The following is a 15152-nucleotide window of genomic DNA, read 5'->3' as shown; positions in this document are numbered from 1 at the left end:
GCTTGCTCGCGAAGAGTGCGTGTCAGTCGATATTAATGTTGCCTGGCACACCGCCTTCGCGAGCAAGCCCGCTCCCACATTGGTCTTAGTCAGCCGCAAAACTAGTGGCTGACAGAGATCGATGTGGAAGCAGGCAAGCCCGCGATAGCGACGACATAGTCCTCAGTCAGACAACGACAATCGCTCCCACCCGCCAAAATCACGCCTGAGCCGCCGTCACTGCCGGCTGCACAGGTTTGCGCAGCTCAGTCAGTCGCGAGCCGCTGTAGTGGGTTTCGCGGAAGAAGCGCCAGCGGCCAAACAAGTCGTAGACGTGGGTGATACGCCCTTGCTCCTGGTAGTCCATGCGCAGGTGCATTTTCATGGCCTGGATGTTGCGGGTATCGCAGACGTCCACGACCTTGTTGCAACCCTGGACCCGCATCGCATCCCAGATCTTGAACTGGGCGTCCACCGACAGGCTGGAACCGAAGTAGAGCGGGATCATTTCACCGCCGAACTGGAAAAACTCACCGGGATTGACCCGGAACCAGCAGCCGTAATAGTGCTGGTCAAAGTAGTCCCTGGCGCTGCCCCAGATAAAGCCGATGGCGTCACCTTCCTCATCCACGTACATGTGCCCGGTGTGACCCTCGGCGGCGATTTGGGCCATGGCCTTGACGCGGTTACCGTAATACTTGCTGAAAGCCGTGGCGTTCTCCTGGGTAATGGTCACCAGATGCAAACCCGTATAAGGCCGTAGTTTGTGCGGTGCCACCGGGGTGACCAGATCACGCCCCAGCCACAACAGTTCTCGGTGGAAGTACACATAGCGCTTCCAGAGCGTCTGCAAGGTATGAAACAGGCCTTTTTGTTTGATGCGTTCGCGAAGCTTGGCGATGGCGCTCATGAAGTCCTCCGAGGCTGAAGCCAGGGTGTGGTGGGTAAAGTTTGCGATGGCAATAGATCCAGGGTTGTAATCTCAGTCCGGTCGAGGTGCAGCGGCTGCTCTTTGAAAATTCCGGGCACTACGGCATAGGAGACTCTCGGAATACCGGGTAGACAGCGTTCCAGTACATGGCTCAGAGACTCCCCCGGGTTCAAATACGCATCGCCAAAATCGGCGCCGATATGCACAGGGTGAACGACGATTTCCAGCAGGCCATCGTTGGGCATCGCCACGTTGCGCAGGTCGACCGGCGTGCAGACGTACTCGGCGGACGCCCCGGCCAAGTGGTTCAATCGATAATTGAGCAATGTCTTGAATACCCGCTTGGGCACACTCAGGTTATTGCCCAGATGGCGGGCCAGTCGCACGGGCACCCCTTGGTAAGCGGCAAAGCGCGCGACGATTTCGCCGATGGGCCAGATGTTGTGCACGTGCTGATGGGAATCGATGTGGCTGGGGCGCAGGCCGTTATCCAGGCAGCGTTGCCATTGGGCTTCGAGCTCCTCCAGCACTGCATTGCGATCATGGCGGTTGAGCCAGAGGCAATGGCGAGCCAGGTTGAGGTCGAACAGGCCCTGGCTGTCACAGAACGTCGAACGCGCGAGAATCGACGGGCTCAACGGCCGACCGTAGGTGAGGTTGAAGTGCAAGCCGATACGCCCCATGAGCAACGGTTGCCGGGCCAGGACGCAGGCCGCCTCGAAGGCCGGCATATTCGCCATGGCGGTGGCTGAGCTGATGACTCCGGCCTGGAAGGCGCCCAGGATCACCGCGTTCTCACTCACGCTGAGACCGAAATCGTCAGCGTTGACTATGACTTGGTGAGGCATGTTCACCCTCCATGGTTTTTTCAATGGGCGCAGGGCCTTTGTCGGCAGGCTCGGGTGTAGGAGTGGGGGCAGGAACAACCAGCGCGGCAGCCCGCCATGCCCGCCATTTTTTTAGCCAGGGTTTGAGCCGGTGCCACAATCGCATGGCTAATCCAAGGGCGAGGCCGCTGGGGCGCCAGGAGTAGAAACTCCAGCGCCAATGCTCAAGTTGCCCGGTCATGCGCTCCTGGAGTTGATGGCTGGAGTTCATCAGGCTGACCCGCGAAGCGTCGATCCAGCGCCAGTTATCGTCCAGACCCCAGCGAATCCACTCTTCGAGCAGCACACGGCCGCTGCCCAGATCGGCGTATTGCGGCATGAAGGCCAGGTTGTAATCGTACAACCGGCCCTGTTCCAGCAACCCGAGGCGGTAGCTGATGCAGCGCCCATCCAGTTCCAGCACCACCACCCGCACCAATCCCTGTTCGGCGAGAGCGGTGAAGGCCTGGTTGATCCATTGTCGGCTGCGGCTGTTGGTGAAAATTCCGATGCCTTCAATACCTTTCCAGCTTTGTTTTTCGACTTCTGCGAGGGTCTGCAACAGCGGCCCCACGGTGGAGGCGTCAGGGACGATCCGCCGGATCTCGGCACCACAGGCCGCGATGCGTTTACGCGCACGGCGCAGTTTGTAGCGCGGGTCGCCGGAAACTTCCTGGCGGTCAGCTTCGCTGATCAGGTGCACCGGCACCCGGCAACTGAGGCGGCGTTCGCCGGTCGAGCTGTGGGCCATCCATGCGGTCAGCGCGCTTTCTTCGCCGATGGGTTCCGACAACTCGTTAAGTTGCAGCATCGCATGGGGCAGGTGACGGCGGATGATCACCAGCGCCTTGTGCATGCTGCGCACATCAAGGCAAGTGAGCAGCGCCAGGCGATCGGTCAGGGGATAACCCAGATGACGCAGGACACTGAACGGTAGTCCGCCAAAGCGCTCCATGGACGCCACCAGCGGCAGGCACAAGACCAATTCCTCGCCTTGCCAGCCGAGCATCACATGCAATCGTTCGCTGGCTGTTAATGCCCGTTCCGACGCGCACAGCCAGGCCAGGGTGTTGAACGGCGTGTGATCCGTCACGCGCAGGCGCAACCCCTCATAGGCCGCTGCCGGAAAGTCCGGGGCGCACAATGATGTGCACCATTCGAATCGTGCCACCATAGGATCAGGCTACCGACACAGGAACGGGTGAACGGGACGGTTTGCGTAGCGCATCCAGGCGTGAGTCGTTGTAACGAGTCTCACGAAAGAAGCGCCAGCGGCCGAATAGTCTGTAGACGTGCATGATGCGTCCCTGTTCTTGATAGCCCATGCGAATGTGCAGCTTCAGTGCCGGTACGTTGCGGGCATCGCAGACATCCACGACCGTGTTGCAGCCTTGGGCCTGCATCGCTTTCCAGAGGCGCAGTTGCAGGTCCACCGAGAGCGTGGTGCCCCAATAGGCCCGGGCCAGTTCGCCGCCGAATTCGAAGAATTCGCCTTTCTTTATCGGGAACGTGCAGCCGTAGAAATGCCGGTCGTGATACGCCCGGGTGCTGCCCCAGATGAACGCCACCGCGTTGCCTTCGCCGTCCAGATACATGTGCCCGGTGTAACCCTCGGCGGCCAGTTCCTCCATGGTGTTGACGCGATCGCCAAAGTGACGGGCGAAGGCTGCGGTGTTGTGCACGGTGATGGTCTTCAACTGCAGCGGTTTGTAAGGCTTGAGCTGATGGGGCGGCACCGGGCTGACCAGGTCTCGCTTCATCCATAGCAATTCCCAGTGAACAAATACGTAGCGTCTCCAGATGAGCCTGAACGTTGCGCGCAGGCCTTTTCGTTTGATGTGCTGGCGAAGTTTGCCTAAGACATTCATGGCAATGCCTCCTGACAGGGACCGGCCGCGGAGGGCGTACTGCAACGCGCAGTCGATAGCGGCGCGGTCGTGGTAATGCAAATTGACGGCGTTCATGAAGCGCTCCAGCTCAGGGCGAACAGGGTTTGCCCAGGCAGGTCGAAGCTGACGCGACCGTCATGACAGTTGAACTGAGCGCTACGAGTGCGGCTGTCGGCACCGAAATACACCAGCGCTCCCTTGGCCAGCGGGCATGTCGTCCCGGCCAGGTCGACACGCTGCAAGCGCGTCCCTTTGTTGACCCCCAGCAGACTGCGCTGGCGTTCGGTGGCCATGGCCAGCACGTCGACTTCGAAGGCATCGTTATCCAGGCGCATGACGTTTTTCAGCCAGTGTTGGTGGATGAATTGCTGGGCCAGACCCACCGGTTTGAGCTCGAAACGATCATCGCCGAGCATCCGCACCATGCCTTTTGGGTAGTTCGGTTCGTCGGCGGCCTGGAACCAATTGAGCATGTCCAGCAAACCGTCCTGCGCCGAGTTGATGACCACCGAGGTCCACCACAGCGAGGCGAAATGGGTCTCCTGATCGTAGGGGCTCAGGCTTGAGCCGCTGGACAAATTGGTCTGGTCCAGCAACAGGGCCTTGCGCGGCCGACCCTTGGCATCAAGGCCCACCAGTTCGGCGGCGCGGCGCACGCTGTCGCGATACACACGGGTTGCCAGCAGGTCGCGAATCATCCATTCGTGCCAGGCAAGGGCGTCGATCTGATCGCCGGATTCGGTCAGCAGGCGCCGGGCCCAGTCGATACCGCGCTTGTCGGCGGCGTTGTCAGTGAACGGGCCGTTGACGAAGCGCGAGCTTGCAGGCATGGCAATGCGCACACCCGCCTTGGCATTGGCCGGGTCGCTGCGCACCTGCCGGGCCATGCTGCTAAAGATGGCCTGATAGTCGGCGTAACTCGAATAGTTGAGGTTCGGTTCGTCGGCGAAAGCGATGTAGTGGGTGCCTGTGCCGCCGAGCGCACGGGTGGCGGTGAGCCAGGCGTCGAGGCCGGCGTTGCTCAGAGGGTCGGCCCGCAGATCGGCCTGACGCTGGCTGCCGGCCAACAGCGTGATGTCCTGCGTGATGCCGAAGCGGTTCTGATAGAGCTGGCGGAACGGATCTTCGTGGTGCGGGTTTTGCGCGGTGACGTCGACAAAACTGTAATAGGTGCCCGCCTGGGGACTGAGGGCATCGAGCACGGCGAAACTGGATTGAGGTGGCAGCACGTAGGGCAAGTAAATGCCCAGGTTCGGGGTCGGGCCGAGCATCTCTTTGTGCAGGGTCAACCGGGTCTGGCCATCGTCCTCGCGCAGCGGTTTGAGTTGCTGCGGGTTCTGGGCGAACAGGTTCGCCGTGCCATCGAGCCAGAACGCGACTTTGCCGTTGCCTTGCAGGCGCAGGCGCCAGACCTGTTCGTCCTGGGTTACGGGCAATGCCACCTGATCGAACTGCCAATAGGCGCGATAGGGTTTCAGCGCCAGAGACACTTGTTTGTTATCGCCCACGCGCTGGGCCAGCAGGGTGTTGACGCCGCCGTGAAATTTACCCGCCAGCACTGCGTGTTCACCCGGCGCGATCTTGAAGTACAGCTCATCGGCGCCACGGGTTTCGGCGCTGAAATGCACCTTGGCCGGGGCGAACAACGCCACGGTGTGTTCGTCGTGTTCGATCGTGTAGCGGCGGAAGCTGTAGCCCGGAATTTCCAGTCGGTAACTGGCGGCGCCCGGGGCCAACGGCCAGCTCTGCGTGCCTCGGGTTTCACTGGCGGCGATCAGGCGTTCGCCCTTCAGGTTGCCGGTGCCGTCGAGCAGGTACAGGTGTTCTTCATTGGCATCCGCCTGCCACGCCGGAAACCAGCGGATGGTCAGGGTGTCGGGGCGATCCGTTTGCAAATACAGGCTGCCGTCGCGAATGTCGGCCCAGCGCATGGGCGCAGCCTGCACGCTGAGCGAGAGGCCCAGGCTCAACAGCAGCGCGAGGCGTTTCATGCCGATTTCCGTTGCAGCATCTGAAGCATCGGTGCCACATCGCTGGGCAAGATGATCAGGGTTTGCCAGGCCGGCACGCCGCTCAACCGGCAGTACAGCACCAGCAGCGCGAGGGTCACTGCCAAATAGGCGATGGACGAAGCCGCCGCGGCGCCGACGATGCCATAAACCGGGATCAGCAACAGGTTCAGGGCCAGGTTCAGCAACGCGCCGAGGCCCATCAACAATGAGATCGTGCCGGGGCGATTTTTGCCCAGCAAGTCCAGGCGCAGGATGCTCGCATAGCACAAGCCGAGCAGACCCGGCAGCAGCGCCAGCAACGCCGGGTAAGCCGGCTGATAGGCAATGCCGAACAACGTGACGATCAGCCATTCACCGATCACCGCCATGGTCAGGCAGGCACCGAGCATCACCGTGGCGGTCAGGCGCAGGGCCAATGGGGTCAGGCGATCCATGCCTTCGTCCTGTTGCAACAGGCGTTTCATCAGCGGCGTGGTCACTGCTTCCGGGACGATCAGCAGCAATTCGGCGGCAGCGCTGGCCATGGCGTAATGACCCAACGCCGTGCTGCCGAGCAAGGCACCGATGAACAAATAGTCGGAGCGCAGAATCACTTGCTGGAACAGCAGGTCTGGATGGCTGCGCGCGCTGTAGCGCAGCAGTTCATTCTGGCTGGCGCGGTCCCATTGCAATTTCAAGGGCTGAGCGCGTTTGAGCCAGAACCAGCCGACCAGCACCACCAGGCTGATACCGGCCAGCCAACTGATCAGCGCCGCTTCCAGCGCGGCGTCTTTCCACATCCAGAACAAGGCCAGAAACAGCAGCAGTGGTGCCAGGGACTCCACCAGCCGCAAGGCATTGAACGCCACCACACCGCCCGACGCATTGTGCAAGGTCAGCAGGCCACTCTTGAGCACAGTCAGCGGCACCGCCAGCAGCAACAGCCAGGCGAGCAATCCCAATTGCAGGGTGATGTCGAGTTCGCCGCCGAACGCCCGGACCAGCGCCACCACCAGCAACGTCAGCAACCCCGCCAACAGACAACCGAAAACCAGCACCTGGCTCAGCAGCAAGCCCACGGGTCGTTGCTTGGCCGCCTGATAACCCACCGCCGAATTCAACCCGCCACTGGTGGCGGCGCTGATCAAATCGGGCAGGGTACTGAGCAGCGCAAACAGACCGCGTTCGCTGGGGCCCAGAATCCGCGCCAGCAACACATTGCGCAGCAACCGCAGGCCGATCATCGCCAGTTTGGTGCCCATGCTCAGGGCCAGGTGCTTGAGGTAGCGACTGCGGCTCATGGCCGGGCTCCTCGGTAGATGCGCCAGGACAGCAATTGCGGGTTGCACGCCGTGCGATGGCTGATGCCGATCCGCGGCAACGCCAACGGATCGCCCATACCACGATAAATTCCGGCGACGGTGCCCAACGCAAACGGGAAGTCGTGGTTGGCCACGTGTTCGCGTACCCGGGCATCATGGTTGCCATTGGGGTAGCAGTAGACCGGCAGCGGCCGGTTGCAACCGTTCAGCAGGGCATTGCGGCTGCGGCTCAGCTCCTCATCCAGACGTTGATCGTCAAGGCTGGTGAGGATCGCGTGGCTGGCACCATGGGGGCCGAAGCGGACCAGCCCGCTGGCTTCCAGCGCGCGTACTTGATGCCAGTCCAGCGCCTGAGGCAACGACTCATCCGGGCATTGATCGGTGAGCCAGTTCAGCACGTCAACCGGCAGGGTTTTCAGGCTTTGCAGAAAACGCGAAAGCGCCAGGCTCCGGCGCTGTACATCCAGATCATCGAGCAGCACCGGTAGCGGTCGACCGACCTCTTGCAGGCATTCAATCAAATGCGTCCGCGCTTTTTCACCGTGGCTGTGCCACAGGGTTTCGCCCAGGCTTTCCCACCAGAAACGTTGTCGGTTGCCAATGAAATCGGTGGAGAGAAAAATGCTCGCCGGCACCTGATGTTTTTTTAGCAACGGGAAAGCATTCAGCGCGTTGTCGCGCCAGCCATCGTCGAAGGTCAATGCAACTTTTGGCCGCTCGGATTGGAAGTCGCCGGGTTGCAGGATCTCCATCAAGGGCACGCAGTCGAAGTGTTTTTTCAACCAGAGCAGCAGATGTGCAAAGGCCTTCGGCCCGACGCACAGTTCATTGCGATGGGGCAGGTCGGCGGCACGGTCATTGGCCAGCACCCGGTGCAGCATCAGGATCACCCCGGCGCCGTGCAATTGGTGACGGCCTACCGGCGAGTTGAGATAAAGCCAGCCACTGGTGCGTTTTAATAATTGTTTGATCGCCATGGCGCGGACCTTTCAACGATTTTGCTCAGGGTTCCATTGCGCGTACCGCTGGCCGCGCAAGAACTGCCACAGACCGACACTCATCCCGGCGAGGGTCACCAGAACAAATGCGGCGAGGCGAAAAGGTTTGGGTAAACGGTGCTGCACATCCAACAGGCCGGCGATGGCCATCGCGTAACCGAGCAGTTGCGCGATCAGGCTCAGGCGATAGAAGCCATGTACATTCCACAGCCAGAAATTGCTCAGCAACAACGGCAGCAACAGGACCGGCGCCAGGCGACGAATCAGTTTGTGGCTGATCAGCGCAATCGCATACAGGCCATGACGCAGCGGATTGAGCAGCTCCCGGCGCTGAGCCAGGCTTTGCAGACCGCCAACGGTGACCCGTTGACGACGGCGCCATTGTTTGTCGATCTCATCGACGCCCTGATCGGTCACCCGGGCTTCGGGCACATAGACGATGCGTTTGAATGCCACTGGCGCGCAGGTACTGATAAAGAAGTCATCGTTGACTTCCGCCGGCACGTTCTGAAATAACGCGCGGCGCAGGGCGAGCAGGGCACCGTCGGCGGAGACCATGCAGCCGGTGCGATTTTCCAGTTTGCGCAGCCAGCCTTCGTAATGCCGATAAAGGCTGTCTCCCAGGCTCAGACCGTTGCCCATCACCGGGATCAGCATATGCCCCGCGCAAGCCCCGACCTGTGGATCGGCCAAGGGTGCGAGCAAATGACCGAGGGTGTCGGCAGACCATTGGTTGTCGGCATCGGTGAACACCAGAATTTCGTTTGTGCTCAGGGCGACGCCGGCATTCAGGGTGGCCGCCTTGCCCTGACGGGGCAGGTCGAGCACGCTGATGCGCGGGTCGATGACCTTGCGGGCACAGGCCACGGTGTCGTCCGTGGAGCCATCGCTGGCCAGAATGATCTGTAACGAGCGCGGCTGATAATTCTGCGCGAGCAGGATGTGCAGCTTCTCTTCAATGTGCCGGGCCTCGTTGTGGGCGGCGATGACGATGCTCACATCCATCGGTGCCGGTGGCACGTGACGCCGCACGGGAAACAATGGCGCGAACAGCGTCAGCAGCAGCGGGTAGCCGAGGTAGGCATAAAACGGCAGTAACAGGCACAGCCAGAAAATGAGTTCAGCCACGGGCAGGCCTCCTGGCAGTCCAGTGACAAAGGCTCAGGATGAGCGCAGCACCGGCCAGGTGCAGACGCACCCAGTGCAGACCCCAGAGTTGCAGCGTCAGGCGCAGGTCACGGTGTTTCAGACTCTGGCGCAGGCTCAGGCCGAGCGCTGGCAGGCTGGTGACGAACAGCATGAATAACGCCACTTGGAGGAAACCGTTGAACAGGGCGGATATCGCCATGAAGTCCAGCAGCCAGGCGACCATTGAAAGGGCCGGGAACCTCAGCAAGCGCAAACTCATTCCGTGGGTGCGCAACAGTTGCAGGTGGCTGCCCTGGCGCCACAACTCCTTGCCCATCCATTCGCGCCAGCTGCCTTCGTAACCCCAATGCAGCGCGACGCTTTGGTTGACGCAGAGTAAACGTGCGCCGGCTTTACCCAGGCGCAGGGTGAACGCCTTGTCTTCGCCGGTGCGCAGGGTTTCGTCGAAGCCACCGACCTTGTCGAACCAATGGCGGCGCATCAGCAGGTTGGCGCTGGGCAGCCATTGCACCGGGTGCACGGCGTCAGTGCCCGGGCGGGCCATGCGCCGTTGCCAGGCGGTGGCAAACCACGGTGCCTGGAGGGGGGTGTGTAAGTCCAGGGCGAAGACATCGGCCTGGCCTGCGGACTCAAGTTCAAGCAGTCGAGTGAGCCAGTCCTCGGGCACTTCGATATCGGCATCGATGAAACCCAGCCAGTCTCCTCTGGCGATCGCCGCGCCGCGATTGCGCAAGGCGCCGATCAGCAGGCCGGGCAGCATCAGCACCTGCGCACCGAACTGACGGGCGATATGCGGGCCGTGATCGTCAGAGCCGTTATCGACCACGATCAGCTCGCATTTCAGCCCGGCGGCCTCGGCGGCTTTTTTCGCGGCGAGCAAGGTGCGACCGATGTGTCGGGCTTCGTTGTACATCGGGATGACGAGGCTGATGCGGCTCATGCCTTGGCCTCCGTCAGCGGACGTTCTTCAGCCTTGAGACGCAACACCCAGGTCAGGGCGAGCATGATCCACAGGTACTTGTGATTCGGTGCGCTGAGGAACATCAAAAACAGGGTCAACGACAGATAGCTGATGCCCAGGTGCGTGATCAGGTCGGCCTGCTCCCAATCCCGTCGCAGCATCCAGGCGTGACGGGCGCGGACCAGGTTGTACATCCCGAGGCCGAGCATGCCGACGAACAACAGCCCGGCGGGAATCCCCAGTTCACTGAAGATTTCCATGTACGTGTTGTGTGCACGACGGTACAAGTCGCCGGGTTTGCGGTTGGCGGAAAACACCTTGGCGTAACCGGAGGTGGCGTAGTGCAGCGGGAAGGTGCCAGGGCCGGAACCGAGCAACGGGTGCTCACGAATGATCTGGCTGCCGACCACCAGGTATGACGTGCGGCGGCCGAGGGATTCGTCCTGGCTTTTGGCGCCTTCTTTCAAGACGCTCAAGGACTGGATGCGCTTGAGGTAACCGGCCGGCATCGAATAAATCCCCAGCGGGATCACGATCGCCAGGCCGAGCATGGCAAAACCCAAGTGGCGCGGACGGATGCGTGGCAACTGCGCGCGGTAGTGCCAGGCGCCGATCATCAAGCTCAGGAACAGCACCACCAGCCCGGAACGGGAATCGGTCTTGGTCATGCCGCCCAGCAGCAAAATGCAGCAGCCGCCCCAGAACAATCGGTGCAACAGGTTCGGGCTGCGGATCACCAGCAGCAGAGCCAATGGCACGGCGAAGGCGATCAGCAGGGCAAACGAGTTCGCGTCGTCCAGCAACCCGGAGGCGCGGCCCTGGTCCTGATACTTGGTGGAGAAGATGGCCAGCACGCAGGTCGCGGTGACGCTGAGGGTCACCAGCCGGGCGAACAGATCGAGGTTCAGATCACGGCCGATCAGCAAGGTGATCACAAACAGAACCAGGCCGACGCTCAGATCCCGCAGATGCGCCTGGGACATGTCCATGCTGTCGGTATTGAACATGCTCAACAGGTACAACACCATGAACCAGATCAGGTAGCGCCAGATGTTGCTGCGCAGGCGCTCGGACGGAATATGGTGGATGGCCAGTTGCAACATCAGGATCAGCGCCAGCGAAGCACCGATGAATTTGGTGCCCGACAGGGCACTGCCCTTGAAGAAACCTTCGAATGGCACCAGCGCCGCGATGCCCAACAAACCCCAGGCGGGTTTTCGGTACAGCACCGCGACAGCCACCAGGCCGAGCACCGCGCCTGGCGCCAGATACGGGTAAGGGCTGGCCAGCAGACCGAGGCAGACCAGGGCGAGCAGACTGACGATCGAGAGTGGAAAAATCACGCGCGTGCCTCCCGTGCAGTACGGATATAAAGCTGCGACCAGCGTTCGGCCAAAGCCTTCAGGTCGTAACGGTCCAGTTGCGTACGTTTTGCGTTGTCGATCAGTTCGCGCGCCAGTGCCGGCTCATTGAGCAGTGTGTCGATCTGCCGGGCGAGGGCGGCGCTGTCGGTGGGGGCTGCCAGCAGGCCGTTGTGCCGGTCTTCCAGTACATCGGGAACCCCGCCGACACCGAACGCCACCACCGGCACTCCGGCCTGCATCGCTTCCAGCAAAATCATCGGCGTGCCCTCGGTGCGCGAGCTGATCACCAGCGCATCGAGTTGCTGCCACCACCGGTTCATGTCGGTCTGGTAACCCGGCAGGGTGATGCGATTGTGCAAGCCGGCAGCGGCAATCCGCGCCAGCAGCGTTTCCTGTTCCGGGCCATCGCCGAGCATCACGGCGTCCAGTTGCGGGTGTCGCTGACAGAGCGGAATCAGTGCATCGAGAAACAGGTCCGGGCCTTTCTCACTGCTCAACCGACCGACGTAACCGGCCAGCCAGCGCGGGTGTTTGATGTTGTGAGGCCGCGGGCCGCTGACCTTCGGCAGACCATTGGGAATCACTTGCAGCTTCTCCGCCCGAATACAGGCCTTGCGATGCAGCGCCGCGATGCTTTCAGCGACACACACCACCCGACTCACCGACGCAGTGCGACACAGTTGCAGGCTCAGCCAGGTGTAGAAGCGTTGCTTGCGACTGCGCGGCGTGAACCCGTGCTGGGTAATCACCAGCGGCAAATGCAGCAACGTCGCGCCGACCCAGCCAAACAACAGACCTTTGAAATTGTGGGTGTTGAGCAGCGGCTGTTCAGCTCGCCGCTGACGTAAATGTCTCAACAATTGGCCCAGTCCCGTGCAGCCATGGCAGTCGATCCCTGCTTCGCGAAACCGTTCGATCAGGGCTGGCGGCGCATCGAGAAACAGCACTTGGTGCTGCCCCGGCGTCGCCAGGCAATGGTCCAGCAGCATCCGCTCGGCCCCATAGAAGCCGCCGCTGCTGATCAAATGCATGATCGGCAGGGCGCTGGCGCCGAGCGGCCCGTTCAATGCCGCACCCAATGCACGAAGCTAGGCACGGTCCAGTTCTTGTGCGGGTTGTTCGGCAGGGCATCCTGATCATTGATCACCAACAGCACCGGCATCCCCAGTTCATGGGTGATTTGCGCTGGGTGTTTGAAGCGGTGATCGAAGAACTCACGCACGTAGACGAAGGCAATCGCCAGCAGCAACCCGGTCAGCATCCCGAACGGAATGATCAGCAGCGGTTTGGGAAACGCCGCTTCAGTCGGTTCAAACGGTGGGCTGAGCACCCGCGCGTTGGACATGTCGTTGTCCAGCGAACGGGTGGTGCTGCTTTCGGCAAAGCGCTGGGCATAGGTGGAGAACGCCGCGTGCAAGGCATTGATCTCGGTGTCCATCTGCTGCAGTTTGCTCTGGGCCACTTGCAACTGGTGGATGCGGTTTTTGAACTCGGCGATGCGCGCGGTTTTCTGGTTGATTACCGAGGTGACAATCGCCAGGTCGCTGGTACGCTCCTGAATCCGGTTGCTGACGATTTTCAGAAACTGCTGGCGGGTGCGGGTAATTTGCTCGCGGGTCAACAGCATCGGTTCACTGCCCGGCTGGAAGACCGCCAGGTCGTTCATGTAGCGGCTGACCTGAGTCGTCAGTTGCTCACCGAGCTGCCTGATCTCCCGGTCTTCGAAGGCAATGTTGTCCACCGTGGTGGTGAAGGTGAAGGGAAAGGTGTAGTCGTTGAGCCGAGAGGTATTGGTGGCTGCCGCCAGCGCGGTTTTCAGGTAGTCGAGCCAGCGCTGGCTTTGCAGCAAGCGATCCTGATACTGGTTCAGCGCCTCTTCCTCGGTATTGATGGCGTTGAGGCGGAAGGTGATCTCTTCCTTCGGATCGGATGAACCGACCCCTTCAAGCAACGTCAGTCGGGTGCCTTCCAGGCCATCGAGACGCACCTGATATTGCTTCTTCTTGGTTTCGTAGAAGCTCTGTGGCAGCTCGATCGATTGCATTTCCTGACGGCTGGCCAGGTAGTTTTGCAGCAATGCCGCGACAAACCGGGTGCCTTGGGCCGGATCGCCAAAGCTGTAGACGATGGAGATCACGTTGGAGCCCGGCAGGGTTTCGATTTTCAGGTTATCGACGGCCTCTTGGGTGTAGGTATCCAGGGTGGTGTCCCGCACGGGATCGGTCTCAAGCCCGAACGCATCGCGCACCGGATTGATCACGTATTCACGCAAGGGGGTGGTCACGAAACGTTTGAACGGTACGGTCACCAGTTTGTTGAAGACCCCGGGGTTGGGCACGTACTCGCCTTTGTCCCGCAGATCGCTGATGGTCTGACGGATCAGGGCCGGCGAACGCAGGATATTGCTCTCGGTTTCCATGTCCGCCAGTGACGGTGGAATGAACGAGGCATCGCCCTGGGTCAGGGATGTGGTGGCATCCCCCTGGGAGAGTTTTTTGGACTGCACGATCACCTGGGCGGTGATATCGAAGCTCTGTTTGAGCATCAGCGGCAAGACCAGGGCGATCACTGCAAAGATCAGGAAGACGCGCTTCACCAACTGTTTGTTGGCGAAGAAAATCCTGAAGAACTCATGCAGGTAGTTTTCCTTTGGGTTCATGGTCGGTCACCTGAGAGTTAGTTGTTGCTGCCTTTGTTGTCGACACGGTAGGCGAAGCTGAAGCCCACGCCCTGGAACAACACCACGTCCGCCAGTTGCCGCGCGAGCTCACCGGCGCTGGCCAGTTTGGTCTTGGGCACGTAGAGCATGTCGTCCGGTTGCAGGTAAGCAATCTGCGACGCGTCACCGGACAAGGCTTTTTCTACGTCGTAGTGCACCGCCTGCACCTGATTGCCGGTGCGGCGCATGATCACCACCGAATCGAGCCGCGCCTTGACGTTAGTGCCACGGGCCAGGGTCAGCGCTTCAAGCACCGAGACGGGCCGGCGAATCGGGTAGGAGCCCGGTTGCCCGACTTCACCCAGCACATAGATTTCGTTGCCCGACGTGGATTTGAGCATGACGTCGACCGTCATCCGCCCTGGCAATTGCGCGTAGCGTTGATTGAGGAACGTTTCCAGTTGGCTGACCGTCATGCCTTGCAGCGGCACGGAGCCGACTTCCGGGAAACTGGCATAGCCGTCGTTGCCCACGGTGATCTCCCGGCTCATGCCGGTAGCGGGGTGGTTCAGCGCGCTCTTGAGGTTCTGTTCGTTGCTCAGCGGGCTGGTCACCAGCACAGTCACCTGATTGCGATTGGGCTGGAACAGGGCTTTGCGCTCATAGGCGCGCTGGATCTCCTGCCGCGCTTCGACAGACGTCAGCCCGGCGATTTTCACCGAGGTGTTGGCCCCGGGCAGTTCGATGGTGCCATCGGGCAGCACCAACTGAGTGCCGTTGAGCTGGCTGGCCGCGGTGAAGTTCAGGGCGACCTGGTCACCGGACTGAATGCGGTAAGCGTCCGAGCCACTGGTGCTGACGTGGAAGATCACGTCCAGCACATCCTTGGGCCGCAAGGTCTGTTCGACCTTGGGCATGTCGGTGGCCTGGGCGTTGGCCGGCTCGGCCGTGAGGATCTGCACCGGCATGTTCTGGGTTTCACTGGTGCTGGAGCAACCTGCAAGCGGCAGCAACAGCAGGACAAGCATTTTGGCGTTCATGAC

13 protein-coding genes are annotated in these 15152 nt (G+C 61.1%); all 13 read right to left on the bottom strand.

The annotated features are described in order from the left end of the window. Window positions 1–199: 199 nt before the first annotated feature. On the bottom strand, window positions 200–889 hold the full coding sequence (locus KGB14_RS18490) for an N-acetyltransferase (protein ID WP_223488177.1): 690 nt from the start codon (window positions 887–889) through the stop codon (window positions 200–202). Then, window positions 886–1758 carry a ChbG/HpnK family deacetylase gene (locus tag KGB14_RS18485; RefSeq protein WP_223488176.1) on the bottom strand — a complete coding sequence of 291 codons (873 nt, stop codon included), beginning with the start codon at window positions 1756–1758 and terminating at the stop codon, window positions 886–888. Before KGB14_RS18485 ends, KGB14_RS18490 begins: the two co-directional genes overlap by 4 nt. Beyond that, window positions 1730–2950: a GNAT family N-acetyltransferase gene (locus KGB14_RS18480; protein WP_223488175.1), complete on the bottom strand. Its 1221-nt coding sequence runs from the start codon at window positions 2948–2950 to the stop codon at window positions 1730–1732. Before KGB14_RS18480 ends, KGB14_RS18485 begins: the two co-directional genes overlap by 29 nt. A gap of 4 nt (window positions 2951–2954) precedes the next feature. Then, window positions 2955–3644 carry a GNAT family N-acetyltransferase gene (locus tag KGB14_RS18475; RefSeq protein WP_223488204.1) on the bottom strand — a complete coding sequence of 230 codons (690 nt, stop codon included), beginning with the start codon at window positions 3642–3644 and terminating at the stop codon, window positions 2955–2957. Window positions 3645–3736: 92 nt separating this feature from the next. Next, window positions 3737–5656: a hypothetical protein gene (locus KGB14_RS18470; RefSeq protein ID WP_223488174.1), complete on the bottom strand. Its 1920-nt coding sequence runs from the start codon at window positions 5654–5656 to the stop codon at window positions 3737–3739. Then, the gene (locus KGB14_RS18465) at window positions 5653–6957 is read right to left on the bottom strand and encodes a lipopolysaccharide biosynthesis protein (RefSeq protein ID WP_223488173.1); all 1305 of its coding nucleotides are present in this window, start codon (window positions 6955–6957) and stop codon (window positions 5653–5655) included. The genes KGB14_RS18470 and KGB14_RS18465 overlap by 4 nt, the downstream gene beginning before the upstream one ends. Beyond that, complete coding sequence (locus tag KGB14_RS18460) at window positions 6954–7955, bottom strand: polysaccharide deacetylase family protein (protein WP_223488172.1); 1002 nt, start codon at window positions 7953–7955, stop codon at window positions 6954–6956. The genes KGB14_RS18465 and KGB14_RS18460 overlap by 4 nt, the downstream gene beginning before the upstream one ends. Before the next feature lie 12 nt (window positions 7956–7967). Continuing rightward, window positions 7968–9104, bottom strand: coding sequence for a glycosyltransferase family 2 protein (locus KGB14_RS18455; RefSeq protein WP_223488171.1), 1137 nt, complete (start codon window positions 9102–9104; stop codon window positions 7968–7970). Beyond that, on the bottom strand, window positions 9097–10065 hold the full coding sequence (locus KGB14_RS18450) for a glycosyltransferase (protein ID WP_223488170.1): 969 nt from the start codon (window positions 10063–10065) through the stop codon (window positions 9097–9099). The genes KGB14_RS18455 and KGB14_RS18450 overlap by 8 nt, the downstream gene beginning before the upstream one ends. Continuing rightward, window positions 10062–11429, bottom strand: coding sequence for an O-antigen ligase family protein (locus KGB14_RS18445; protein ID WP_223488169.1), 1368 nt, complete (start codon window positions 11427–11429; stop codon window positions 10062–10064). The genes KGB14_RS18450 and KGB14_RS18445 overlap by 4 nt, the downstream gene beginning before the upstream one ends. Continuing rightward, a complete protein-coding gene (locus KGB14_RS18440) occupies window positions 11426–12481 on the bottom strand; it encodes a glycosyltransferase family 4 protein (protein ID WP_223488203.1) in 1056 nt (351 codons plus the stop codon). Before KGB14_RS18440 ends, KGB14_RS18445 begins: the two co-directional genes overlap by 4 nt. Before the next feature lie 32 nt (window positions 12482–12513). Beyond that, window positions 12514–14109 carry a GumC family protein gene (locus KGB14_RS18435; RefSeq protein ID WP_223488168.1) on the bottom strand — a complete coding sequence of 532 codons (1596 nt, stop codon included), beginning with the start codon at window positions 14107–14109 and terminating at the stop codon, window positions 12514–12516. A gap of 17 nt (window positions 14110–14126) precedes the next feature. Beyond that, complete coding sequence (locus tag KGB14_RS18430) at window positions 14127–15149, bottom strand: polysaccharide biosynthesis/export family protein (RefSeq protein WP_223488167.1); 1023 nt, start codon at window positions 15147–15149, stop codon at window positions 14127–14129. Window positions 15150–15152: the final 3 nt, after the last annotated feature.

The sequence above is a fragment of the Pseudomonas sp. A-RE-19 genome, from assembly GCF_019956555.1.
Taxonomy (GTDB): Bacteria; Pseudomonadota; Gammaproteobacteria; order Pseudomonadales; family Pseudomonadaceae; genus Aquipseudomonas.
The sequence above is the reverse complement of the archived record's forward strand: the minus strand, read 5'-3'. Positions and strand labels throughout refer to the sequence as shown.

What these genes read in the sequence shown, in the direction of transcription:
- KGB14_RS18490 (WP_223488177.1), bottom strand. Translation starts at nt 889, where the DNA reads ATGAGCGCCATCGCCAAGCTTCGCGAACGCATCAAACAAAAAGGCCTG.
- KGB14_RS18485 (WP_223488176.1), bottom strand. Translation starts at nt 1,758, where the DNA reads ATGCCTCACCAAGTCATAGTCAACGCTGACGATTTCGGTCTCAGCGTG.
- KGB14_RS18480 (WP_223488175.1), bottom strand. Translation starts at nt 2,950, where the DNA reads ATGGTGGCACGATTCGAATGGTGCACATCATTGTGCGCCCCGGACTTT.
- KGB14_RS18475 (WP_223488204.1), bottom strand. Translation starts at nt 3,644, where the DNA reads ATGAATGTCTTAGGCAAACTTCGCCAGCACATCAAACGAAAAGGCCTG.
- KGB14_RS18470 (WP_223488174.1), bottom strand. Translation starts at nt 5,656, where the DNA reads ATGAAACGCCTCGCGCTGCTGTTGAGCCTGGGCCTCTCGCTCAGCGTG.
- KGB14_RS18465 (WP_223488173.1), bottom strand. Translation starts at nt 6,957, where the DNA reads ATGAGCCGCAGTCGCTACCTCAAGCACCTGGCCCTGAGCATGGGCACC.
- KGB14_RS18460 (WP_223488172.1), bottom strand. Translation starts at nt 7,955, where the DNA reads ATGGCGATCAAACAATTATTAAAACGCACCAGTGGCTGGCTTTATCTC.
- KGB14_RS18450 (WP_223488170.1), bottom strand. Translation starts at nt 10,065, where the DNA reads ATGAGCCGCATCAGCCTCGTCATCCCGATGTACAACGAAGCCCGACAC.
- KGB14_RS18440 (WP_223488203.1), bottom strand. Translation starts at nt 12,481, where the DNA reads ATGCATTTGATCAGCAGCGGCGGCTTCTATGGGGCCGAGCGGATGCTG.
- KGB14_RS18435 (WP_223488168.1), bottom strand. Translation starts at nt 14,109, where the DNA reads ATGAACCCAAAGGAAAACTACCTGCATGAGTTCTTCAGGATTTTCTTC.
- KGB14_RS18430 (WP_223488167.1), bottom strand. Translation starts at nt 15,149, where the DNA reads ATGAACGCCAAAATGCTTGTCCTGCTGTTGCTGCCGCTTGCAGGTTGC.